Source organism: Rhizobium sp. N122, from assembly GCF_002211295.1.
Classification (GTDB): Bacteria; Pseudomonadota; Alphaproteobacteria; order Rhizobiales; family Rhizobiaceae; genus Rhizobium.
Genome location: NZ_LOKU01000023.1, coordinates 363,205 through 384,550 on the forward strand (window position 1 = coordinate 363,205; position 21,346 = coordinate 384,550).

General features: G+C 61.3%; 19 protein-coding genes, 1 tRNA gene and 4 pseudogenes. 16 read left to right on the forward strand and 8 right to left on the reverse strand.

Annotation, left to right across the window (positions count from 1 at the left end):
* The first annotated feature begins 370 nt into the window (after window positions 1-370).
* Together ATY75_RS18585 and ATY75_RS18590 are read left to right on the forward strand one after the other, a co-directional pair.
* Complete coding sequence (locus ATY75_RS18585; protein WP_348627412.1) at window positions 371-1,225, forward strand: transglutaminase family protein; 855 nt, start codon at window positions 371-373, stop codon at window positions 1,223-1,225.
* Window positions 1,153-1,359: pseudogene (locus ATY75_RS18590) on the forward strand (transglutaminase family protein); the annotation flags it as partial. The gene ATY75_RS18585 and the pseudogene ATY75_RS18590, both read left to right, overlap by 73 nt.
* Here ATY75_RS18590 and ATY75_RS18595 read toward each other — a convergent pair.
* Both ATY75_RS18595 and ATY75_RS18600 read right to left on the reverse strand, forming a co-directional pair.
* Entirely contained in the window at window positions 1,346-1,570 is a 225-nt protein-coding gene (locus tag ATY75_RS18595; protein ID WP_088938704.1) for an alkylphosphonate utilization protein, read from the reverse strand. The pseudogene ATY75_RS18590 and the gene ATY75_RS18595 overlap by 14 nt on opposite strands.
* 117 nt (window positions 1,571-1,687) lie before the next feature.
* Window positions 1,688-2,581: a LysR family transcriptional regulator gene (locus ATY75_RS18600; RefSeq protein WP_088938731.1), complete on the reverse strand. Its 894-nt coding sequence runs from the start codon at window positions 2,579-2,581 to the stop codon at window positions 1,688-1,690.
* 134 nt (window positions 2,582-2,715) lie between these two features.
* Between ATY75_RS18600 and ATY75_RS18605 the strand changes: the two genes are divergently transcribed.
* On the forward strand, window positions 2,716-4,143 hold the full coding sequence (locus tag ATY75_RS18605) for an MFS transporter (RefSeq protein WP_245317594.1): 1,428 nt from the start codon (window positions 2,716-2,718) through the stop codon (window positions 4,141-4,143).
* A gap of 73 nt (window positions 4,144-4,216) precedes the next feature.
* On the opposite strand, the gene ATY75_RS18610 is transcribed toward ATY75_RS18605, so the two are convergent.
* On the reverse strand, window positions 4,217-4,609 hold the full coding sequence (locus tag ATY75_RS18610; protein WP_245317595.1) for a hypothetical protein: 393 nt from the start codon (window positions 4,607-4,609) through the stop codon (window positions 4,217-4,219).
* A 303-nt stretch (window positions 4,610-4,912) separates the two neighbouring features.
* Here ATY75_RS18610 and ATY75_RS18615 point away from each other — a divergent pair, with 303 nt between their 5' ends.
* Window positions 4,913-5,341 (forward strand): hypothetical protein, encoded by a 429-nt coding sequence (locus tag ATY75_RS18615; protein WP_245317596.1) that lies wholly within the window; start codon window positions 4,913-4,915, stop codon window positions 5,339-5,341.
* Window positions 5,342-5,837: 496 nt separating this feature from the next.
* On the opposite strand, the gene ATY75_RS18620 is transcribed toward ATY75_RS18615, so the two are convergent.
* Window positions 5,838-5,927 (reverse strand) — tRNA-Ser (locus tag ATY75_RS18620).
* A gap of 258 nt (window positions 5,928-6,185) precedes the next feature.
* Between ATY75_RS18620 and ATY75_RS18625 the strand changes: the two genes are divergently transcribed.
* Window positions 6,186-6,512 carry a GYD domain-containing protein gene (locus ATY75_RS18625; RefSeq protein WP_190241380.1) on the forward strand — a complete coding sequence of 109 codons (327 nt, stop codon included), beginning with the start codon at window positions 6,186-6,188 and terminating at the stop codon, window positions 6,510-6,512.
* Between the two features lie 33 nt (window positions 6,513-6,545).
* On the opposite strand, the pseudogene ATY75_RS18630 reads toward ATY75_RS18625, so the two are convergent.
* A pseudogene (locus ATY75_RS18630) lies at window positions 6,546-6,748 on the reverse strand (hypothetical protein).
* A gap of 452 nt (window positions 6,749-7,200) precedes the next feature.
* Here ATY75_RS18630 and ATY75_RS18635 point away from each other — a divergent pair.
* From ATY75_RS18635 to ATY75_RS18650, 4 genes are all read left to right on the forward strand, one after another.
* Window positions 7,201-8,295, forward strand: coding sequence for a septal ring lytic transglycosylase RlpA family protein (locus tag ATY75_RS18635; RefSeq protein WP_088938707.1), 1,095 nt, complete (start codon window positions 7,201-7,203; stop codon window positions 8,293-8,295).
* A gap of 227 nt (window positions 8,296-8,522) precedes the next feature.
* A complete protein-coding gene (locus ATY75_RS18640; protein ID WP_280950607.1) occupies window positions 8,523-9,680 on the forward strand; it encodes a D-alanyl-D-alanine carboxypeptidase family protein in 1,158 nt (385 codons plus the stop codon).
* 132 nt (window positions 9,681-9,812) lie between these two features.
* Window positions 9,813-10,493, forward strand: coding sequence for a dTMP kinase (gene tmk, locus ATY75_RS18645; RefSeq protein ID WP_064838518.1), 681 nt, complete (start codon window positions 9,813-9,815; stop codon window positions 10,491-10,493).
* 8 nt (window positions 10,494-10,501) lie between these two features.
* Entirely contained in the window at window positions 10,502-11,527 is a 1,026-nt protein-coding gene (locus tag ATY75_RS18650) for a DNA polymerase III subunit delta' (RefSeq protein WP_064838517.1), read from the forward strand.
* Window positions 11,528-11,633: 106 nt separating this feature from the next.
* Here ATY75_RS18650 and ATY75_RS18655 read toward each other — a convergent pair.
* Window positions 11,634-12,421: pseudogene (locus tag ATY75_RS18655) on the reverse strand (sulfite exporter TauE/SafE family protein).
* A gap of 234 nt (window positions 12,422-12,655) precedes the next feature.
* Between ATY75_RS18655 and metG the strand changes: the two are divergent.
* The 3 genes from metG to ATY75_RS18670 are packed head-to-tail and all read left to right on the forward strand — an operon-like array spanning window position 12,656 to window position 15,822.
* A complete protein-coding gene (gene metG, locus ATY75_RS18660) occupies window positions 12,656-14,206 on the forward strand; it encodes a methionine--tRNA ligase (protein WP_088938708.1) in 1,551 nt (516 codons plus the stop codon).
* A 4-nt stretch (window positions 14,207-14,210) separates the two neighbouring features.
* Complete coding sequence (locus tag ATY75_RS18665; RefSeq protein ID WP_064838514.1) at window positions 14,211-14,993, forward strand: TatD family hydrolase; 783 nt, start codon at window positions 14,211-14,213, stop codon at window positions 14,991-14,993.
* A 4-nt stretch (window positions 14,994-14,997) separates the two neighbouring features.
* Window positions 14,998-15,822 (forward strand): MBL fold metallo-hydrolase, encoded by an 825-nt coding sequence (locus ATY75_RS18670; RefSeq protein WP_088938709.1) that lies wholly within the window; start codon window positions 14,998-15,000, stop codon window positions 15,820-15,822.
* A gap of 34 nt (window positions 15,823-15,856) precedes the next feature.
* Here the strand turns inward: ATY75_RS18670 and ATY75_RS18675 are convergent, their stop codons facing one another.
* On the reverse strand, window positions 15,857-16,462 hold the full coding sequence (locus ATY75_RS18675) for a TerC family protein (RefSeq protein ID WP_088938710.1): 606 nt from the start codon (window positions 16,460-16,462) through the stop codon (window positions 15,857-15,859).
* A 286-nt stretch (window positions 16,463-16,748) separates the two neighbouring features.
* On the opposite strand from ATY75_RS18675, the gene ATY75_RS18680 reads away from it, so the two are divergent.
* Together ATY75_RS18680 and ATY75_RS18685 are read left to right on the forward strand one after the other, a co-directional pair.
* Window positions 16,749-17,414: a hypothetical protein gene (locus tag ATY75_RS18680; RefSeq protein WP_088938711.1), complete on the forward strand. Its 666-nt coding sequence runs from the start codon at window positions 16,749-16,751 to the stop codon at window positions 17,412-17,414.
* Between the two features lie 77 nt (window positions 17,415-17,491).
* Window positions 17,492-17,869, forward strand: a complete 378-nt coding sequence (locus ATY75_RS18685) for a hypothetical protein (RefSeq protein WP_088938734.1) — start codon at window positions 17,492-17,494, stop codon at window positions 17,867-17,869.
* A gap of 73 nt (window positions 17,870-17,942) precedes the next feature.
* Here ATY75_RS18685 and ATY75_RS18690 read toward each other — a convergent pair whose 3' ends face one another.
* On the reverse strand, window positions 17,943-18,464 hold the full coding sequence (locus ATY75_RS18690; RefSeq protein ID WP_088938712.1) for a PAS domain-containing protein: 522 nt from the start codon (window positions 18,462-18,464) through the stop codon (window positions 17,943-17,945).
* Between the two features lie 314 nt (window positions 18,465-18,778).
* Between ATY75_RS18690 and ATY75_RS18695 the strand changes: the two genes are divergently transcribed.
* Both ATY75_RS18695 and ATY75_RS18700 read left to right on the forward strand, forming a co-directional pair.
* Window positions 18,779-20,929, forward strand: coding sequence for a mechanosensitive ion channel family protein (locus ATY75_RS18695; RefSeq protein ID WP_088938713.1), 2,151 nt, complete (start codon window positions 18,779-18,781; stop codon window positions 20,927-20,929).
* Between the two features lie 263 nt (window positions 20,930-21,192).
* Window positions 21,193-21,346, forward strand: a pseudogene (locus ATY75_RS18700) (helix-turn-helix domain-containing protein); the annotation flags it as partial.

Genomic DNA, 21,346 nt, shown 5'->3' on the forward strand with positions numbered 1-21,346 from the left:
CGGATAGACGCCGTCTCTGCTAATGAAGCATTTCCTAAAGCGTGTGGCTTTACGTCATTCGACGTATCCGCCACCGTTCCGGCAGCAGCCTATACGATCAGGCTTCGGAATCGGATCAGAAGTTGCCCCAGTTCTGGGCGCGGGCACGGGCGCGAATAATCCGATATTCGCGACCGCCATAGAGCGAGCCGATTGTCAGCATAAGCGTCAGAACGTCCCAGATGATATGCATTTTATCCTCTTAGGTTGGACGGCTCTGCCGTCGATCGGTTGATGCAGAATAACAATCTTTCGAATGTGCTTATATGACAAGAAATCGGGATAAGCGGGAAGCGGGACGGGCGCGCCTCACGCAGAGGAATGGCGGCCTATGACGATATTCTCCGTCCGCCACATCACGTCCTATCGTTACGTCAGGGATGTCGATTTCGGCGAGCATCGTTTGATGTTCCGGCCGCGCGACAGTTTCGACCAGCGGCTGATCGAAGCATCGTTGACGATATATCCTGAGGAAAGTCATGTGCGCTGGATCCACGATGTTTTCGGCAATTGCGTGGCGCTCATCGATATTTCGAGGCCGGCGTCCGAGCTTCGCTTCGAAACCTGGATCACGCTGGATCATACGCCCCAGGTTGCCCTCGATCTCAAGGTGGACGATCAGGCCCTGACCTATCCCTTCTCCTACGACAAGGACGAGATTGCCGATCTGACGCCGGCGATGCAGCGCCATTATCCCGACCCGGGCGACGAGGTCGGACGCTGGGCGCGCCGGTTCGTGCGCCAGGGGCGTCCGACGGAGACCGGGCATATGCTGATGACGCTGTGCTACGCCATTCGCGAAAGTTTCGTCTATGCCCGCCGGATGGAGCACGGCACGCAGACACCGCTGCAGACTTTGCAGCTTCGCTCCGGCACCTGCCGGGATTTCGCGCTCTTGATGATGGAGGCGGCACGCGTGCTCGGCCTCGCGGCGCGGTTCGTCACGGGCTATGTCTATGTCCCCGACCGGGACGGCTCCACCGTGCTCGGCGGCGGCTCCACCCATGCATGGTGCCAGGTTTACCTTCCCGGCGCCGGCTGGGCGGAATTCGATCCAACCAACGGGATCGTCGGCAACCGCGATCTCATTCGTGTCGCCGTCGCCCGCGATCCGAGGTCTTTCTCGGCGGTCACTGGCATACGGTCGATGCCCGTCACAACACGCCGCGCATCGGCCGAATCCTGATGGGAACCGGCCGCGACGCCACTGACGTCGCAATGTCGACGGCCTTCGGGCCGGCTACGCTTACCCGCTTCGAGGTGATCACCGAGGAAGTGCCGCAGGCGGGGACGGATGAGGCCGATCCTATGCCTTCTTGAGGAATTCCGTCTTCAACACCAGGCCTTTGACCTGCTTGGTGTTGTACTCGATTTCGCCGGGATTGTCGGTCAGGCGAATGCCCTTGACCAATGTTCCACGCTTCAGCGTCTCGGAAGTTCCCTTGACCTTGAGGTCCTTGATCAGCATCACGGAATCGCCGTCGTGAAGCTGGCTTCCGTTGCTGTCCTTTACGATGATGTCGTCGGCCATGATGTTCCCGCCTGATAGTTCGCCTGATGATCTTCGGCGGGAAATCACGTCGACACGGGATAGTCAACCATCACGAACGGATCGATCGTCTGCCCGCGGTGCTCCGTCGCCAATCGATCACGTCGCCGCGCAGGCATCCCGAACGCAGCCGCGCAGCCAGCGATGGCCCGGATCGGCGTCCATTCTCGGGTGCCAGAGCAAGGAAAGCGTGATCTCGGGGATCGGAAAGGGCAAGGGAAAACTGTGCATTTCCCTGCGCAATGCGCCTGTGTGCCGTTCCGGAACACAGGCGATCAGATCCGAGGCGCGGGCGAGCGCCAGCGCCGTGGAAAAACCGCCGACAACGGTGGCGATCTGCCGTTCCAGCCCGAGCGCATCAAGAGCTTCATCGATCGGTCCCTTGTCGAGCCCGCGCCGCGAGACGACGATGTGCCGGCCGGCCGCATATCGGGCGGGCGTGATCTCGCCCTGGCAGAGTGGATGTCCGCTGCGCACGACGCCGATGAAACGGTCGCGGAACAAGGCCTGCGCCCGCAGCTCCGGCCCCATCGTTTCGCCGACGACGCCGGTTTCCAGGTCGACGCTTCCGTCGCGCAATGGCGCGCTGTCCTTATCCGGTTTCTGCACGAAGCGCAGCCGCACGCCGGGCGCTTCATCACCGAGGCGGGCGATAAGGTCGGGTCCGAAGCTCTCGGCGAAGCCCTCGCTGGCGCGCAGCGTGAACGTCCGGACCAAGCGTTTGAGATCAAGCGCCTCGGCGGGGCGCAGCACCGCCTGCGCATCCTCGACGATCCTGCCGACCCGCTCGCGCAGTTCGAGTGCGCGGGGCGTGGGGACGAGGCCGCGGCCGGCGCGCACCAGCAGCGGATCGCCCGTCGTCTCGCGCAGCCGCGCCAACGCCCGGCTCATCGCCGATGGGCTAAGCCGCAGCCTGTGGGCGGCGCGGGCAACGCTGCCTTCGGCAAGCAGCACATCCAGGGTGACAAGCAGGTTGAGATCGGGTGTCGACATCATCCGATATAACACGACATCGTGTGGCGTCCAACGCATGAATAGAATGCAAATGCTGCGCATTCCGCCATGTCGGCCGGAGGATTATGTTTTCCGGCGGCTCCGTTTCCGGGAGCAAAAAAACGGAGTCTACGGTGAAACCGATCATTGCAGAACCAGGCGAGGCCGTCGCCGAACGCCCCTATTCCGTCCGCAGGGCCCTCGCCAGCCTTTCCCTTTCCATGCTGCTGCCATCGCTCGGCACCAGCATCGCCAATGTCGGTCTGCCAAGCCTGGCGCGGAGCTTCGACGCCGCCTTCCAGGACGTACAGTGGATCGTGCTCGCCTATCTCCTTGCCATCACGACCCTGATCGTCAGCGTCGGGCGGCTCGGCGATGTCACCGGCCGGCGACGGCTGCTGCTCATCGGTATCCTGCTGTTCACGCTGGCCTCGGTCCTCTGCGGCCTTGCGCCGACGCTGTGGCTGATGATTGCGGCGCGCGCGCTGCAGGGTCTGGGTGCGGCGATCATGATGGCGCTGACCATGGCCTTTGTCGGTGAAACGGTGCCGAAGGCGACGATCGGCGGTGCCATGGGGCTGCTCGGAACCATGTCGGCGATCGGCACGGCTCTCGGGCCCTCGCTGGGCGGTCTGCTGATCGCCTGTTTCGGTTGGCCGGCGATATTCCTCGTCAACGTGCCGCTCGGCCTTACGACCTTCGTTCTCGCCTATCATTACCTGCCGAACGATATCGGCGCACGGAAGAAGGATCGGGCCGGCTTCGATACAATGGGCACGCTGCTGCTTGCCCTGACGCTTTCGGCCTATGCGCTGGCGATGACGATCGGGCATGGCCGCCTTGGCCTGTTGAACCTCGCCCTGCTGCTCACAGCCGCATTCAGCGCCGGTCTCTTCGTCTTCACCGAGGCGAGAATCGCATCGCCGTTGATCGAGTTGCCGGTGTTCCGCAATCGCGTGCTCACGGCCAGCCTGGCAATGAACGCGCTCGTTTCGACTGTGATGATGGCGACGCTGGTCGTCGCGCCCTTCTATCTCTCCCGTGCGCTCGGGCTCGGCGAAGCGCTGGTTGGAGCCGTCATGTCGATCGGTCCCGTGATCTCCATCCTCAGCGGTGTCCCGGCCGGTCGCCTGGTCGATCGCCTGGACGCGCCATTCGTGGTTGCCACAGGGCTCGTCGCCATGACCGCCGGCTCCACCGCTCTCGCCGTGCTGCCCGGAATTGCCGGCTACATCGCCGGCATCACCATGCTGACATCCGGCTATCAACTGTTCCAGGCGGCCAATAACACAGCCGTCATGGCGGATGTGCAGCCGGACCAGCGCGGTGTCATCTCCGGCGTGCTCAACCTGTCGCGCAATCTCGGGCTGATTACCGGCGCATCCGTTATGGGGGCCGTGTTCGCCTATGGATCGGCAGCATCCGAGATCGCCGCCGCGCGTCCCGAGGCCGTGCATTCAGGCATGCAGATCACCTTCGGCGTCGCAGCCGTATTGATCGCCGTCGCGCTTACCATTGCGGCGGGGACCTACCGGCGCCGAACCAATTCCGAAGGAGCATGACCCCGCTTGGTAAGAACATGCGAGCCTGCTGCCGCGCCCGGGCCGGATCTATCGAGCACAAACCGTCGGAAATTCAATCTGCCTCAAGCTTACCTGTGAAGCGGTTTCGCCCGTTCCAATAGGAGCAAGCCGGACAAGCCTCGCCGACCGGATAGTCGATTCCCTCTTCGTGAGGGCAGCCAAAGATTCCATCCATCGCCGCTACCGATTTCACGTCGTTGTCGCGCAGGAATGCCGCGATCTCGGCGATAACGGCCTCGTCTCTTCTCAGATCGCCGGTTTCGGCAAACCATCGGCGCATATCGGTCAGCTCCGCATTCGGCGCCGGGATGATGCTGACGGCCACCTTGGTGGCGCGGCTGGCGTGGGGACCATAATAAGCGATCGTACCGATGGGGTAGCTGCGGACACCTCGCTTGGTCTTTTTTTCGAGCCATTTCCTTGGCTGCCAGCCCAATTTCATCATCGCTGCTCGCTTTTTGTAGTTCGCTTTTCCATCCCGCCTGGTTCGCGGGATACTATTCGGTACCTAGAATATGGACCGAGGATATGGCGCGCAAGAAGCAATGGATCAGTCTATCCCCGAACGAGAATTCGACCGCGACCGACGCTCTTGAGAAATCGGCGACTATCGCGGCCTGCGAGAAACTCATGCCACCTTCGCCAGCATCTCCATTCCGGGATGACGCTTGCCGGGGGCCCTTCGAATCCTCGAAACTGACGATGTCTCGCCCGCCTGATCGAGGGGGAGCCATATTTGGCAAACGAGTTGCGGGAACGCGCCCGCAGCCTCTCTGCTAGCGCGGCCTCCTCAGCCAGCTCGGCGCCAACGGTTGCCGAGCTGCAAGCTGCTGCCGGCGTGATCCGCGATGCTCGCAAGCGCGAGAAAGAGGAGCGGCTGGCGGCGGAACGAAAGCGAAAAGAGGCGGAAGAGGCCCGCGCTCGCCGCGAGCGGCTGAACGCGATCAGACAGCGGGGCGAGGGCGTCTGGCGCAAGATCGAGACAGAGATCGAACGCCGCAAGGCTCCCGGCTATGACAATGCCGCCAGCCTCCTTCTGGACTTGAAGACGATCGCCGCTGAAAACGGCGATACCGCCGATTTCAGCGGCCGCCTGCAGTCGATCTTTGAACGCCACGCTCAAAAGGGGCGCTTCATCCAGCGGCTGAACGCTTTCGGTTGGCACCGCGCATTATAGGCGAAGACGTGGCTGCAAGCCCTGTCGATGGCGGGAGCTGAATCCCCGCCATTGTAGTGATGGCGGTGGTCTCTCCGCGCGTCTTTTTCAGACGCGCGGCGGACACTGCAGCACTCGGAAACTCAGACCAAGGTCCGATCCGTCCCGGACTTCGTGCCCCATACCAACCTTGCCGCCTTGCAATAGGTTTTGCGGGATTGATAAAGTTCGGAGCGTTTGCTGTGACGAAGATTTTCGTTTTGGGGATGATAGTTACACCGGTTGTTTTCTGGGGTTCTGTTGGTGCGCTGATATACTCGATGCTCTCGTGATCGGGTGTCGCATTTTCAGTACCCCGATCAAGGCAGTTATATGGCTGGGCGTCGTCAGCGGCGTCGGCAACCGCTCGAAGGATAAATGAAGATTGGTGGGCGATGCCCCTTGAAGAGGATGATCTCGCCCGGATCGACCGTCATTCCTAGACCGTGCGAGAAAGCAAAATCCTGCCGTGGCAGTATGGCGGAAGAGGTGGGATTCGAACCCACGGTACGGTTTCCCGCACGCCGGTTTTCAAGACCGGTTCCTTAAACCACTCGGACACTCTTCCATCTCATTGAAAGGTTTCAGAAATCCACATTCCGTTGATTTCTGCGAACCGGCTATTGTTTCCGGTTACGACCCAATCACTCGATGGCTGGCTTTTTAGCAGCTTTGCTAGCAGCGTCAACTTGCCCTGCAGCATTTGTCGGCATCTGCGCCGATTGGAGTTCCGGCGCATACGTCTTTGCCCGTGCCGCACATTGGAAATGACTGGCGTTGTCGCCGGCTTGAGCGTTTACTGTGCTGTTCTGGCGGAGGAAAAACCATGGCCATGTATCTCACGCGCTTCAGCTATACGCCCGACACATGGGCGCGCATGATCGAAAACCCCGAGGATCGCCGGGAGGCGGCCCGTCGCTACATTGAATCGGTGGGCGGCAAGCTCCATGGGTTCTGGTATTCCTTCGGCGAGCATGATGGTTGGAATTTGTGGGAGGCGCCCGACAACGTCTCGATGGCAGCTGTCGCGCTTGCTATCGGCGCGGGTGGGGCAGTCAGGTCCATGGAAACCACCGTTCTGCTTAGCGTCGAGGATACGATCGAAGCCTTGGGAAAGGCAAAGTCGGTTCGGTATCGCCCACCGGCAGCGTAAGGGCGCGGACGTGGCTTAATAAATTATCCCGTTCTAGCCTCCGTCGGATCCGAGGCCCTTCGGACCGTTGAGCTGGTTCATATCCTCGCACAGAGATCGGACGCCTCCATCGTCACGGCGAGCGCCGACATCAGGGGCGCGATGTCGTTGTCCCTGTCGGGCTGAGAAAGGGCGCGAGATCGCGCATGCAATTGCTGGCTGACTGTTTCGAGCTGCCTCATGGTTTCAGCGTTCATGGTAATCCTCCGAAGGCCTCTATCTTCAAAGCTCGCAGCGGGCATATCGTTCCCATGCGCCCACCCAGTGTCAAATCAGCGATCTGCGTTGCGCAGGGATGGGCAGGTGGGGCTCGAGCCGCTGTATTGCCGCTTATGACGGACCCGCCGGCGGTGTCTCAATCTGGCGCTTTTCGGGGACTTCAGAGACGGCGAATGTTTACCATTTGCCCCGCATCGGCACGGGAATTTCAGGTCCATTTGCGGCAGCGGCAGGGCAGGGCGACAGGCACCGTGTTAGCGATTTATAAACCATAATCATTAGAATTGTCGCTATCGCTGCGAAATCGTTCGTAAATTTGCCACGAACTTCGCAAGATTAAAGTCTCGTTAGGCGGGCGGGGATAAGGCGTATTGGCCCGGTATGGGGCAAAGTTCCTTAACCATAACGATCTTTGAGCGGCGTGGGACATATGAAATTGGGATACGGGGCGGTGTCTTTCGCGACGATAGCACGGTGGCTGGCGGTATCGGCGATGTGTGCTACGGTTGCGGCGTGCGGCACGACGCAGGCGGTGCCGAAGAAGAAAGCCCACGGCAAAGAATATTTCTCCGAATCCGAATATGGCGTGAAGGCGAGCCCGCGGGTCGCCACCGGCAACAATATTCCCAAGGGCGGCGGCCGTTACATCGTCGGCAATCCTTACGAGGTGAAGGGCAAATGGTATTATCCGAAGGAAGACTTTGCCTATAACAAGGTCGGCGTCGCCTCCTGGTACGGCTCGGCCTTTCACGGGCGGCTGACGGCGAACGGCGAAGTCTACGATCAAATGCATCTTTCCGCCGCCCATCCGACCTTCCCGCTGCCGAGCTATGCGCGTGTCACCAATCTCGAAAGCGGTTCTTCCGTCATCGTGCGCGTCAACGATCGCGGCCCCTATCACGAAGGCCGCATCATCGACCTTTCGAACAAGACCGCCGATATGCTGGATCTGCAGCACAGCGGCACCGGCAAGGTGCGTGTGCAATATGTCGGCCGCGCCCGCATGGACGGCCACGACATGCCCTATCTGATGGCCTCCTATGTGCCGAAGGGCAGCCGCATTCCCGGCGTCAATCCGGAAGGCCAGATCGCAACCGGCGTGATGGTCGCCTCCAACAGCCGGAAGATCACCCGCGACCAGTTGCAGAGTTCGGAGGATTACGAAACGCCGGCCAACGTGCCGGTACCGATGTCGGCGACCTCCTATGCCGGCTCGACGCCGAGCGCGCGCTACAATGCTGCAGCCGCTCCTGCTCCGGGCGCCCATATCCTGGTGGCGCCGGCGGCAGCGTCCGCCAACAATGCCCCGCAAGCCTTCGATCAGATGGTCGTGCTGCCGGAGATCGGTCCCATGCCCTACGAACGGCCCCTGGGCTCGCTTGCGCTCGGTTACCAGAACGAGGACGTGAAGACGGTGACCGTCGATCTCGCCTTCGACGCGGTGATGGCGCGCAATGACGGGCTGACGCAGGAGTCGATTCTTGCTTCGGCCAAGCGTCATCAGGCCAAATTCGCCGCACGCTGAGCGCGGCGATTGCATCGGATTTCCTCTCGCTCTAACCTTCAGACGACACGCCGCTCGATCGATGGAAACACCCGATGCTGAAGCCTGTGCTTCGCCTTTGTTTCACAGCAATTCCGGACGCAAAACCGTTGCGCACTCTTGCTGGAATTGCTCAATCTCTCGTTTTCACCGCAATTCCGGACGCAAAAGCGCTACGCACTTTTGCTGGAATTGCTCTGGCATGCCTCATCCCGTTGACCACCGGAGCGCTTGCGGCCGATAGCGGGGCCGCCGGTTTCGCCACCAAGGCGGCGCAGGCCTATATGATCGAGGCGGCCACCGGCACGGTGCTTCTCGCCAAGAACGAGGATCAGGGCTTTTCGCCGGCTTCGCTCGCCAAGCTGATGACGATGGATCTCGTCTTCGATGCGGTGACGAAGGGCCAGATCACCTTCGATACCGAATATCCCGTTTCCGAATATGCCTGGAGAACCGGCGGTGCGCCGTCGAGGACGGCAACGATGTTTGCCAGCCTCAAATCGCGCGTGCGCGTCGAGGACCTCATCAAAGGCGTCGCCATCCAGGGTGCCAATGACAGCTGCATCATCCTTGCCGAAGGCATGGCCGGAAGCGAGCAGCAATTTGCCGTGTCGATGACGCGGCGCGCCCGTGAGCTCGGCATGGAGAAGGCCGAGTTCGGCAATTCCACCGGCCTTCCCGACGGAAAGAGCAAAGTCACGGCGCGGGAGATGGTGACGCTGGCCACCGCCCTGCAGCAGTCCTATCCGAACCTCTATCCCTATTTTGCGCAGCCGGATTTCGAGTGGAACAAGATCTTCCAGCGCAACCGCAATCCCCTGCTCGGGCTCGATCTCGGCGCGGACGGGCTGGCCACCGGCTTTACCGAGGGCGAGGGCTACTCGATCGTCGCGTCGGTCGAGCGGGACGGCAGGCGGCTGTTTCTGGCGCTTGCCGGCATCGCTTCCGACAAGGAGCGGACGGAGGAGGCCAAGCGCGTGCTCGAATGGGGGCTGACGGCCTTCGAGAACCGGCAGATCTTCGCCGAAAATGAAGTGATCGGTGCCGCCAGCGTCTATGGCGGCATGTCGCGCACCGTCGATCTCGTGGCCAAAGCGCCGGTCAGCGTCTATATCCCAATCAGCAATCCCGACCGGCTGTCGGCGCGCATCATCTATCGCTGGCCGCTGACGGCGCCGGTGACACCAGATACCCAGGCAGGCACGCTCAGGATTTTCGCGGGAAGCCGGCTGCTCAGGGAGGTGCCGCTCTATACGGTGCAGGCGGTCGGCGAAGGCTCGCTCAGCAGCCGGGCTGTCGACGCCATGCTGGAACTTGGGGAATCGCTGCTTTTCTCCTGGCTCTGGGAGAAGTCCGCGCCCGGCTGAATGCCGGCTTTGCGATGCAATTTGCCGGGAAAGGTGAATATGTCGCCGCGGCGAAAGGTTTTCCTTCCTGCTGTCTTCGGATAGATAGAAGAGGCAAGGCGCGTGCGGCGCCTGGAATGCGGGAAGTTGTCATTGTCATCCGGTGCGGGACTGTTCGTTACGTTTGAAGGCGGGGAGGGCGCTGGGAAATCCACGCAGATTCGCCGGCTCGCCGAGGCGCTGAAGGGCGAAGGCCACGATGTGCTGGTGACGCGGGAACCGGGCGGATCGCCGGGTGCCGAGGCGGTGCGCCACGTGCTGCTGTCGGGGGCCGCCGAAGCCTTCGGCACGCGGATGGAGGCGATCCTTTTTGCGGCGGCACGCAACGACCATGTCGAAGAGGTGATCCGGCCTGCACTGGCCGCCGGCAGAATCGTGCTCTGCGACCGTTTCATGGATTCCTCCCGCGTCTACCAGGGCGTCACCGGCAATCTCGAGCCCGATTTCATCGAGACGCTGCAGCGCATCGCCATCAACGGCGTGATGCCGGATTGCACCGTGATCCTCGACATCCCCGCCAAGATCGGACTGGAGCGGGCGCAGAAGCGCGCTGCCGCCGACGCGCCCGACCGCTTCGAGAAAGAGCGGCTCGAAACCCATGAGAAGCGGCGCGAAGCCTTTCTCGATATCGCCGCCCGCGAGCCGGAGCGCTGTCACGTGATCAACGCCATGCAGAGCGAAGAGGCGATCGCCGCCGAGATTCAGGCGATCGTTCAACAACTGCTGTCGCGGGTAGGCCGCACCCGCACGCCGGAAGCCGCCCATCATGAGTGAAGCCTGTTATGAGTGAGGAAAGGCCCGGACTGCTCGACGGCGCCATCTGGCCGGGGGAAAATACCAGGCTGTTCGGCCACGAGGAGGCGGAGGCCTTCCTTGCGCAATCCTACCGATCCGGCAAGGGTCATCACGCCATCCTGATAGAGGGGCCGGAGGGCATCGGCAAGGCGACGCTTGCTTTCCGCTTCGCCAATCACGTGCTGTCGCATCCCGATCCGGCCACGGCGCCGGAGACGATCGGCGATCCGGATCCTGCCTCTTCCGTCAGCCGGCAGATCACTTCAGGCGCCTCGCACAATCTGCTGCATCTCGCCCGTCCGGTGGATGAAAAGACCGGCAAAGTGAAGTCGGCGATCACCGTCGACGAGGTTCGCCGCGCCGGCAAATTCTTCTCGCAGACCTCGGGCACCGGCAATTGGCGGATCGTCATCATCGATCCGGCCGACGACATGAACCGCAATGCGGCCAACGCCATCCTGAAGATCCTGGAGGAACCGCCGAAGCGGGCGCTGTTCCTGGTGCTCTCGCATGCGCCGGGACGATTGCTGCCGACGATCCGCTCGCGCTGCCTGCCGCTGAAACTGGCGCCGCTTGCCGACGATGCGCTGATGGCGGCGCTTGCGCATCTCGGTATATCCGGCGAGGGCGGAGCGGTGCTTTCGGCTGCCAAGGGCAGCGTCGGCGAAGCGCTGAAACTTTTGAACTACGGCGGCGGAGAGATCATCGCCGCCTATGGCGAGATGCTGTTGGCCGAAGGACCGACGGCCCGCAAGGCCATGCATCGGCTGGCCGACGCGCTTTCGGGCAAAGAAAGCGACACGATCTTCGATTTCTTCGTCAGCCATGTCGGCGACGATATCATGAACCGGGCGCGCGCGGCGGCAGGCGAGGGGCAGATCGCTGCTGCGGAACGGCTGGCGCGCCTCTATTCCGAGATCACCGAGCGGCTGACCATTTCGGATGCCTATAACCTCGACCGCAAACAGACGATCATCAGCATTCTCGCCGATATCAAGCAGCCGGGTCTCTAAGCGCGTCGCATCGCGCTTCAATCCTTAGCGTTATGCATGTCGTTATCCCGGAACCGCTGCACACTTCCGGGCGACATGCATTAAATTTTAAATCCCGATGCTGTGTTCAGCCGGCCAAGAGCTTGCCTGCAACGACGGCAAGTGTTGCGGCAAGACGATGCGGATGGTGCGTTCGTGTAGCCTCGGCGCCAGCAGGCTGCCGATGATGATGCCGGGGATGGAGCCGATGAGCAGGGCAAACAGCATCGGCCAGTCGATTTCACCGATCAGCCAGTAGCCGGTGCCGCCGATCAGGGTCAGCGGCACCGCATGGACGATATCGGAACCGACGATCTCGCGCACGTCGAGCCTGGGATAAAGGATCAGCAGGATCGTCACACCTAAGGCGCCGGCACCGACCGAGGTCAGGGTGACGAGGACCCCGAGCAGGAATCCAAGAATGACGGTGAGGGCAAGAATGGTTCTCGGCTGCGGCGGCGTGCGGTCGCCGATGGCGCGGCGCGCCATCTCGAGGATGGGACCTCGGAAGACCAGCATGATCGCGGTCATGACAAGTAGCCAGCCGAGCGCCGTGGTGATCGTATTGGTGACCCCGATGCTTTTGCGATCGACGCCTGCCAGCAGCCACAGCATCAGCAAAGCGGCCGGCACGCTGCCGATTGCGAGACTGCCGACGATCTTCCAGTTGACGCGCCCGTGCATGCCGTGGACGGCGGTGCCGGCGGTCTTGGTGATCGCCGCATAGAGAAGATCGGTGCCAACGGCGGTTGCGGGGTGGACGCCGAAGAGCAGCACCAGCAGCGGCGTCATCAGCGAACCGCCACCGACACCGGTGATTCCGACAAGCGCGCCGACGAAGAGGCCCGAAAGCGAATAGAGAGGCTCGAATGTCAATCAAGCGCCTCCGACGGCGCGCGGCCACGACTATCCCGGTAGATGAAAACTGGCACTTCGTTCTGTCCCGCCCTCTTTTCCATGACGGGTAGATTGCGGCAGAAGCCGAGTCAAGTTCACGACCCTTCAGTCCCGGAAATCATTGATGGTGGCGAAACTTGATGTTTCGCTTGACGGTGACATGCGCTAAGAGCGGCTGACCATTTTTATAGAGTTAGCCGGACATTGGCCGCCATGACAGACAAGACACCCTTCTACATCACCACCGCGATTTCCTATCCGAACGGCAAGCCGCATATCGGCCATGCCTATGAACTGATCGCGACGGATGCGATGGCGCGCTACCAGCGCCTGGATGGCAGGGACGTGTTCTTCCTGACCGGCACCGACGAACACGGCCAGAAGATGCAGCAGACGGCGCGCGCCGAGGGCATTACCGCCCAGGCGCTCGCCGACCGCAACTCCGGCGAATTCCAGGCGATGGCCAAGCTGCTGAACGCCTCGAACGACGACTTCATCCGCACCACGCAGGAACGCCATCACGAAACGTCGCGCAACATCTGGAACCTGATGGCCGAGAATGGCGACATCTACAAGGATAGCTATGCCGGCTGGTATTCGGTGCGCGACGAGGCCTATTACCAGGAAAACGAGACGGAGCTGCGCGCCGACGGCGTGCGCTACGGACCGCAGGGCACGCCCGTCGAGTGGGTTGAAGAGGCAAGCTATTTCTTCAAGCTCTCCGAATACCAGGAGAAGCTGCTGGCCCATTACGAAGCCAATCCCGATTTCATCGGTCCGGCCGAGCGCCGCAACGAGGTGATCTCCTTTGTTAAATCGGGCTTGAAAGACCTTTCGGTCTCGCGCACGACCTTCGACTGGGGCATCAAGGTGCCCAATGATCCGTCCCACGTCATGTATGTCTGGGTCGACGCACTGACCAACTACATTACCGCCACGGGCTATATCGAGGACAGGAACGGCCCGCGGGCGAAATACTGGCCGGCGGATGTGCACATCATCGGCAAGGACATCATCCGTTTCCACGCCGTCTACTGGCCGGCCTTCCTGATGTCGGCAAAGCTGCCGCTTCCGAAGCGGGTCTTTGCCCACGGCTTCCTGCTCAACAAGGGCGAGAAGATGTCGAAGTCGCTCGGCAATGTCGTCGATCCCGTCAACCTGGTGAACCATTTCGGCCTCGACCAGGTGCGCTACTTCTTCCTGCGCGAAGTATCCTTCGGCCAGGACGGCAGCTACAGCGAAGAGGCGATCGGTACGCGCATCAACTCCGACCTTGCCAACGGCATCGGCAATCTCGCCAGCCGCTCGCTGTCGATGATCGTCAAGAACTGCGACGGCAAGATCCCGGAATGCGGGCCGCTGACCGACGAGGACAAGGCGATGCTGGCGCAGGCCGACGCGCTGCACGCGTCGACGCGCGAGGACATGAGCAAGCAGCAGATCCACCGGGCGCTTGCCTCGATCATCGCGGTCGTGTCCGAGACGGACCGTTATTTCGCCGGCCAGGCGCCGTGGGCGCTGAAGAAGACCGATCCCGAGCGTATGGGCACGGTGCTCTATGTCACGGCCGAAGTGGTGCGCCAGATCGCCATTCTGCTGCAGCCCTTCATGCCAGATTCATCGGGGAAGCTGCTCGATCTGGTCGCAGCAGCCGACGACAAGCGCGACTTCGCCGCTCTGGGTGAATCCGGCCGTCTTGTTGCCGGAACGCCGCTCGAACCGCCAACGCCGGTCTTCCCGCGATACGTGGCTCCGGAGGCTTGAGGCTGTGCTGATCGATACGCATTGCCATCTGGATTTCGCCGACTTCGAGGCGGAGCGCGACGAGATCGTTACGCGCGCCCACCAGGCCGGCGTCAAGCAGATGGTGACGATCTCGACGCGGGTGCGCAAGCTCGACGGGCTGCTTGCGATCACCGAGAAATATCCCTCGGTGTTCTGCTCGGTCGGCACGCATCCGAACAATGCCGACGAAGAGCTGGATATCCAGACGGAAGAGCTGGTGCGCCTTGCCAATGCCCATGAGAAGGTGGTGGCGATCGGCGAGGCCGGCCTTGATTATTTCTACGATACGCAGAAGCCCGAGGACCAGCAGACCGGCTTCCGCCGGCACATCGCGGCGGCGCGCGAGACCCGGCTGCCGCTCGTCATCCACAGCCGCAGTGCCGATGAGGACATGGCGGCAATCCTGACCGAGGAGACGGGGAAGGGGGCCTTCCCCTTCATCCTGCACTGCTTCTCGGCAGGCCCGGAGCTGGCGCGCACCGGCGTTGAGCTCGGCGGCTACGTCTCCTTTTCGGGAATCCTGACCTTCCCGAAGTCGGAAGAGCTGCGCGACATCGCCAGGACGATCCCTCTGGATCGGCTGCTGGTGGAAACGGACGCGCCGTATCTGGCGCCGAAGCGCTGGCGCGGCAAGCGCAACGAACCCTCCTATGTCGTCAACACCGCCGAGGTGCTCGCCGAGACGATCGGCCTTTCCTACGCGGAGGTCGCACGGATCACGACGGAGAACGCTTTGCGCCTGTTTACGAAGATGCCGAGGGTCTGAGAGCGTGCTCTACCGGCGGCGCTTCACCATTCTCGGCTGTTCGTCGTCACCGGGCGTGCCGCGCATTACCGGCGACTGGGGCGCCTGCAATCCCGACAATCCGAAGAACCGGCGCACCCGCGCCGCCTTCATGGTGCAGCAATTTGCGCCGGATGGCGGCGTCACCACCGTCGTCATCGACACCGGGCCGGATTTTCGCGAGCAGATGATCAGGGCAGGGGCCGACCATGTCGATGCCGTGCTCTACAGCCATCCGCATGCTGATCATATTCACGGCATTGACGATCTGCGCGGCTATTTTCACAACACCCGCCGCCGGGTGCCGATCTTTGCCGATCAATATACGATGGACAGGCTGCGGGAAGCCTTCGGCTATTGCCTGGAAACGCCGCCGGGCAGCAATTATCCGCCGATCGTGCTGCCTGTTGTCATCGAAAACCTTGACGACCCCATCGAAATCCGCGGCCCCGGCGGCAAGATACAGTTTCATCCGCATATTCAGCAGCACGGCGATATCCACTCGCTCGGCTTTCGGATCGGCGATGTGGCTTATTGCAGCGATATCAGCGACTTCCCGCCGCAGACCGTCGACAAGCTTCAGAACCTCGATGTGCTGATCATCGACGCGCTGCAATATACCTATCATCCGAGCCATCTGTCGCTGGAACAGTCGCTCGACTGGATCGGCCGGCTGAAGCCGAAACGGGCGATCCTCACCCATATGCACACGCCGCTCGATTACGACGCTGTGATCGCCGAGACGCCGGACCATGTGGTGCCGGCCTATGATCAGATGAGTTTCGAAACCGAGGTCAGGATCGGGGCTTGAGCCCCGACCCAGAGCATGATCGGGCCTGAAATCACTACATGTAGGGCATAATCTCGACGGCGCCGCGATAGATCATGTCGAGCGAGACGTAGAGGATGATCAGCAAGCCGACATAGGCGATCCAGCGATGGTTGCTGAGCAACCGGGCGATCAGGTTGGCGGCGATGCCCATCAGCGCGATCGACAGGGCAAGACCGATGATCAGCACGCTCGGATGTTCGCGCGCGGCCCCGGCAACGGCGAGCACGTTATCGAGCGACATCGAGACGTCGGCGATGACGATCTGGGTCGCCGCCTGGAAAAAGGTCTTTTTAGGCGCGCCTTCGGCGCCCACCGCTTCGTGGTTTTCGCCGTGGCCGGCGCGAAGCTCACGCCACATCTTCCAGCAAACCCAGAGGAGCAGAAGCCCGCCGGCCAGCAGCAGACCGACGATCGCGAGCAGATAGACCGCAACGCTGGCAAAGAGAATACGCAGGATGGTCGCGGCCGCTATGCCGACGATGATCGCCTTTCGGCGCTGCGTGGCCTCGAGGCCGGCAGCGGCAAGACCGATAACCACGGCGTTGTCGCCGGCAAGAACAAGGTCGATAGCAATGACCTGCAGCAAAGCCGTCAGGCCGGCTGCCGTAAAGATGTCCATATGAAATATCCCCAATGCGTCAACAGCCGTGCTAGCGTCTCGAAGGTTTGACGTCAACCGCTACGGCGCTTTGAATTGCGGTGGCGCCGGACAACGATCCTTGACGCCAAAACGTTCCTTATTTCGATATTGGAGAGCCGCCGATGCCGGGGCGAGCGGTGCGGCTGATGCCGCCAACATCTCCCGCGCATGGGCTTGGAACATTCCTCTCATCCACCTGTTTTTCTGATCAGGAAACCAGCCCGCGGATCGACGGCGTGGGCCTATGCATCGAGAGGAGATTCCCATGAGCAGCATTTACAACGATACCAATCCAGCCTTTTCGAGCCCGACGGGCGGCGGCAGCCTTACCGCATTTTTCGACGGCCGATCGGAAGCCGAATCCGCCGTCTCCCGTCTCGAAGACGCCGGCGTCCCGGTTGCGAGAATTCGGTTGATGCCGGGATATGAGGCGGATGGAAAAACCGCCGGCACGATGAGCGACGACCGCAGCGGCTTCTTCGACGCGCTGGCCGACTTCTTCTTCCCCGACGAGGATCGGGCGGTCTATGCAGAAGGGCTGCGGCGAGGCGGCTTCCTCGTCCAGGTCAACGATATCGACGACGCGCTCTATGAAACCGTGCACGATATTCTGGACGACGAGGGCAGCATCGACATGGATGAACGGGCAGACCTCTGGTCATTGGAGGACAGGCAGCAAGGCGCATCCAATACCGGTTTTGCCGGCCAATCCTCCGGCGGCAAAGCATCGGATGATCTCGCTGTGTCCGAGAGCGCATTTGACGATACGCGACCCGTTGCGACGCGAGATGCCACGCATGGCAGCGCCAAGGTGCGGGCCTACACCTATAGCGCCGGCGCTGCTTCGCCATCGAACGATGCCGATCGCCAATCGCAAAACCAGTCGCAAGGCGGCTCGAAGCAGAGCCAGGGTTTCCGGCGTGACCACTGATCCCCTGACGCGCATTGGAGAACCCGGCTGCGTTGCCGGGCCTTCATATATCTGGCTTGTTATTCGAGGATATGTCCATGCAATCATCCATCAATCGCGACGGCCGCCTTCCCGACCCCGATGAACTGATCGGTGAGGGTGAACCGCCTTTTGCCGATGCCCCGCTGGAAACCGCACGTGAAAAAGCCGACCGGGATATGAACGCCCTGCAGCAGGAACTGAGGCTGCTGAGGGCTCGCATAGGCGTGCTGCGCGAGGACGCCGAGGCGGCGCTGAAGGCCAAGGCCACATCGGTCGATGCAAGCGCCCATGTCCAATTCGGCAGCTATCCCTGGGCAAAGCTTGCTGCGGCGATCTGCGCAACCTTCATCGCAGCCAGGCTGGTGCAAAATGTCCCGCTGGGGGGCATGCTTGCCGGATATGCCGGTCATCTCTCAGAGGCGGGACGGCGATGACCGGCTCGCCGGGATTCGCGGGCCATCACAGGGCATAAGAGCAGGGGCATCGACCCCACGGCGTGCAACGAAATCAATGAACCGGCGTGACGTCGGAAGGCATCGGCGTGGCAAGCTCTTTCAGAATGGCTTCAAGCGCATCGGCCGTCGTCTGCAGACCGGATGACTGCGCGATTTTCAGTGCAGCTCTGCAGTGGGCAGACAGTTCGTCTTGCTGGCTCTGATCGTTCGTCGGAAATACAATGCCCGCATAGTGCGACGGGTTTCCGGCTTCATCCCGGAAGCAGCGGCCGAAGGCAGCCACGGCGACCACTTGCCCGCTGCCATCAAATACCCGATAGTCATGGCGGTAGGGATCTCCGGTGATCACCGAGTCTGAAATCGCCTTGGCCACGGATGGCTTGTCGTCCGGGTGAATCCGGTCGAGGTATTTTATGATCGGCAGCCCCGCAATGGTCTGTTCCGGGTCAAGACCAAAAAGCTTTGCCAGCGCCGAATCCGCATAAACCGTGTCAGTCGCCAAATCCCATGTGAAGATACCGGGCTCCTCGGACAGAAAGTCGGGTGCTCCAAAAGCTCCGTTGACAAGGTTCATTTTGCATCCCCAGTCTGAGCGCCAAAGCCGCCGGTTGTCCCCGTCACCCGGCTCTCGATGAATGACAGGGCGATCGACCATCTCGCCCTCAGATCTTAGTCTCGTTTCGAACGGACGCAATATCGACGTTGCCGATCTTCGCGCCCAGTGAGGCGAGGGGCGGAGGCGATGCGCGGGCAGGGAGCGTTGGGGCAAAAACACTGTCTGCGTTCCCCAGACGGTCGCCGATTGACGTTGATCGTGCGACCCTTCACAAAGTGCGGCGCTTTATCGGCCGGCAATAGCGACGGCAGCTTTTCGGGGACCACGGGTACATGGGCATCAACGACGATCGTCATTCCCTCGGCAAAATTTCGCTATTCCTTGCGGCCGTATTTTCGGCGCTTCTGGTTTGGAGCGTGCGTTCCACCGCAGCGGCCGAATCGTCGAATCCGTCGCCACCAATCCGGGTTATCATCGAAGTGCCGAACGATGATTCTGGACGGGCGCTGGTCAATCGGATCGTTCCCGGCAATCAGGAACCGGCGCAGCCGATGGCTGCCCCTCAACAGCCGGCGCCGCAGTCGATTGCCACCTCACTACAGGATTTGCGCCAGAGGTTGCTGACGCTCGTCGATGCAGTCCCGACCCTTCCCGGGCATATCCGGGCGGCTGTCCAGACCGTCCAAACGGATAATCATATCGACCCTCTCGGCCTGATCTTGGCGGTCTCACTCTTCGTCGCAGGCGGATTCGCTGCGCAACGCCTTGCCTGGTGGTCCGGGCGAGGGCTTCTTCATTTTGTGCTGAATGCGCCTGCCGACACCGTCCGGCAGCGGATCCAGCTGCATGCGAGCCGGCTTGCAATGGGGCTTCTGGCATTGGTCGGCTACCTGATCGGAAGCCTCGGCGCGTTTATCCTCTTTCCCTGGCCTGCCGTGTTTCGCGATATTGCGCTCATTCTGCTGTCCGCGGCGCTGATGGTGCGCCTCGGCGTGCTTGTGGGCCGCATTGTCATCGCGCCCGGCGCCCGGCTGCCGCATATGCGGCTTCTGACGCTTGTCACCTCGCTTGCCTGGTTCTGGTACCGCTGGCTGCTTGCAATCGTCGCCGTGCTGGCGGCTGGCTGGGCCGTCATCGAAGTGTTCCAGACCATCGGGACTTCACCCATCCTGGTCGACCTCTTTACCGCGGCGTGGCTCGGTGTCGTTTCAATCGCGCTGATCGCCATGATCTGGCTGCGGCATTTTCGTTCAGATGGGCCGTCGGTGAACCGGCTGGTCTGTGTCGGCTTCAGCGCGAGCATCGTGCTGTCGTGGCTGTTATGGGTGTCAGGGCTGCGCGGAGCATTCTGGACGTTGATCGTCATGACGCTTCTGCCGCTGACCGTTTCCGTGGCTCGGGATATCATTGGCCGCATTATACGGTCCGGCGGCGAGCACGCCGTCGAAGATCCGGCCATCGTCGGATGGTCTGTCGTCATCATGCAGACGTTGCGCAACGGGCTCATCGTGGTCGCCGCGCTGCTTATTGCCCGTTCGTGGAATGTCAATCTCAGTGACCTTGCCGCAGCCGAGACGGTGACCACACGGTTGATCCGCGCAGGAATCCGCATCGTTATCGTGCTGCTGGTGACCGACGTCATCTGGAAGCTCGCAAGCACGCTGATCGACAGTCAGATGGCGCTGGCGTCGAGAAGTGCGCAGGCGGGGCATGAGGACGGACCCGACGCGCGCCGCCGTCAGCGGTTGAATACGCTGCTTCCCATCCTTCGCAATGTGTTGTTTCTGGCGATCGGGGCTGTCGGCTTCCTGATGATCCTGGATGCCGTCGGTATTCAGATCGGACCGCTGCTGGCGGGCGCCGGCGTCGTCGGCATCGCCGTCGGCTTCGGTGCGCAAACACTCGTCAAGGACATCATCTCCGGCGTTTTTTATCTGTTCGACGATGCCTTTCGCATCGGTGAATACATTCAGGCGGCGAAATACAAAGGGACGGTCGAAGGTTTCTCGCTGCGATCGATCCGCCTGCGACACCATCGCGGTCCGGTCACCATCGTTCCCTTCGGCGAACTCGGCGCGGTGCAGAACCTCAGCCGCGACTGGGTGATCGACATCATCACGCTTACCCTGAACTATGACAGCGACCTTGAGGAGGTCCGCAAGACCATCAAGCGCATCGGCGTCGAGCTTCTGGAGGATGCCGAACTCGGGCCTAATATCATCGAGCCCTTGAAAATGCAGGGAATTGAGCAGATGGCCGATTACGGTGTGCAAATTCGGCTGAAATTCATGGCCAAACCTGGCGAACAATTCGGCGTTCGCCGGAAGGCTCTTGCCATGCTGAAGAAGACATTCGCAGAAAAAGGGATCCAGTTCGCAACCCCGACGGTTCATGTCTCCAGCGGGACCGGAGATGCAACGGCTTCCGCCGCCGCGGCGGAATTACAAAGGCCATCCAAAGTCATCCCGACACCTCAGGAATAGCATCGGCGAGCCACAGGCTAAATTTCCGCTTTAAAAGGGTGGGCTATAAGGCGGACGACGGTATGCCTTTGTAATCAAATGACATCTTTATGTTCCATAATCTATATTATGTGATCTTTATGTGTAGAGGCTATTTAGTAATGCGACAGTTGGGCCAGTTAGAGATGCGACAATCTCGCCTCTCGACAACTGGTCAATGCCAATGTCGGGAGCAAGGATGACGACCTTCAGCCTGGTCGAGACCATGAGCGGTCGGAGTCGTCATGTCCTTTATGATCACTATGTCGCAGAAGAATTGCATCGCCTCGAACTCATCCAGAAGATCCGTGACGAACGCCTGAGCGTTGTGCAGGCCGCCGAACGGCTCGACCTCAGTCGAAGTCAGGTCCATCGGCTGCTGCAGGCCTATGACCGGGA

Excerpts from the sequence above, each read along its gene's own strand:
- ATY75_RS18585 (WP_348627412.1), top strand. The coding sequence starts at position 371 with ATGACGATATTCTCCGTCCGCCACATCACGTCCTATCGTTACGTCAGG.
- ATY75_RS18595 (WP_088938704.1), bottom strand. The coding sequence starts at position 1,570 with ATGGCCGACGACATCATCGTAAAGGACAGCAACGGAAGCCAGCTTCAC.
- ATY75_RS18600 (WP_088938731.1), bottom strand. The coding sequence starts at position 2,581 with ATGTCGACACCCGATCTCAACCTGCTTGTCACCCTGGATGTGCTGCTT.
- ATY75_RS18610 (WP_245317595.1), bottom strand. The coding sequence starts at position 4,609 with ATGATGAAATTGGGCTGGCAGCCAAGGAAATGGCTCGAAAAAAAGACC.
- ATY75_RS18625 (WP_190241380.1), top strand. The coding sequence starts at position 6,186 with ATGGCCATGTATCTCACGCGCTTCAGCTATACGCCCGACACATGGGCG.
- ATY75_RS18635 (WP_088938707.1), top strand. The coding sequence starts at position 7,201 with ATGAAATTGGGATACGGGGCGGTGTCTTTCGCGACGATAGCACGGTGG.
- ATY75_RS18650 (WP_064838517.1), top strand. The coding sequence starts at position 10,502 with ATGAGTGAGGAAAGGCCCGGACTGCTCGACGGCGCCATCTGGCCGGGG.
- metG (WP_088938708.1), top strand. The coding sequence starts at position 12,656 with ATGACAGACAAGACACCCTTCTACATCACCACCGCGATTTCCTATCCG.
- ATY75_RS18675 (WP_088938710.1), bottom strand. The coding sequence starts at position 16,462 with ATGGACATCTTTACGGCAGCCGGCCTGACGGCTTTGCTGCAGGTCATT.
- ATY75_RS18680 (WP_088938711.1), top strand. The coding sequence starts at position 16,749 with ATGAGCAGCATTTACAACGATACCAATCCAGCCTTTTCGAGCCCGACG.
- ATY75_RS18685 (WP_088938734.1), top strand. The coding sequence starts at position 17,492 with ATGCAATCATCCATCAATCGCGACGGCCGCCTTCCCGACCCCGATGAA.
- ATY75_RS18690 (WP_088938712.1), bottom strand. The coding sequence starts at position 18,464 with ATGAACCTTGTCAACGGAGCTTTTGGAGCACCCGACTTTCTGTCCGAG.
- ATY75_RS18695 (WP_088938713.1), top strand. The coding sequence starts at position 18,779 with ATGGGCATCAACGACGATCGTCATTCCCTCGGCAAAATTTCGCTATTC.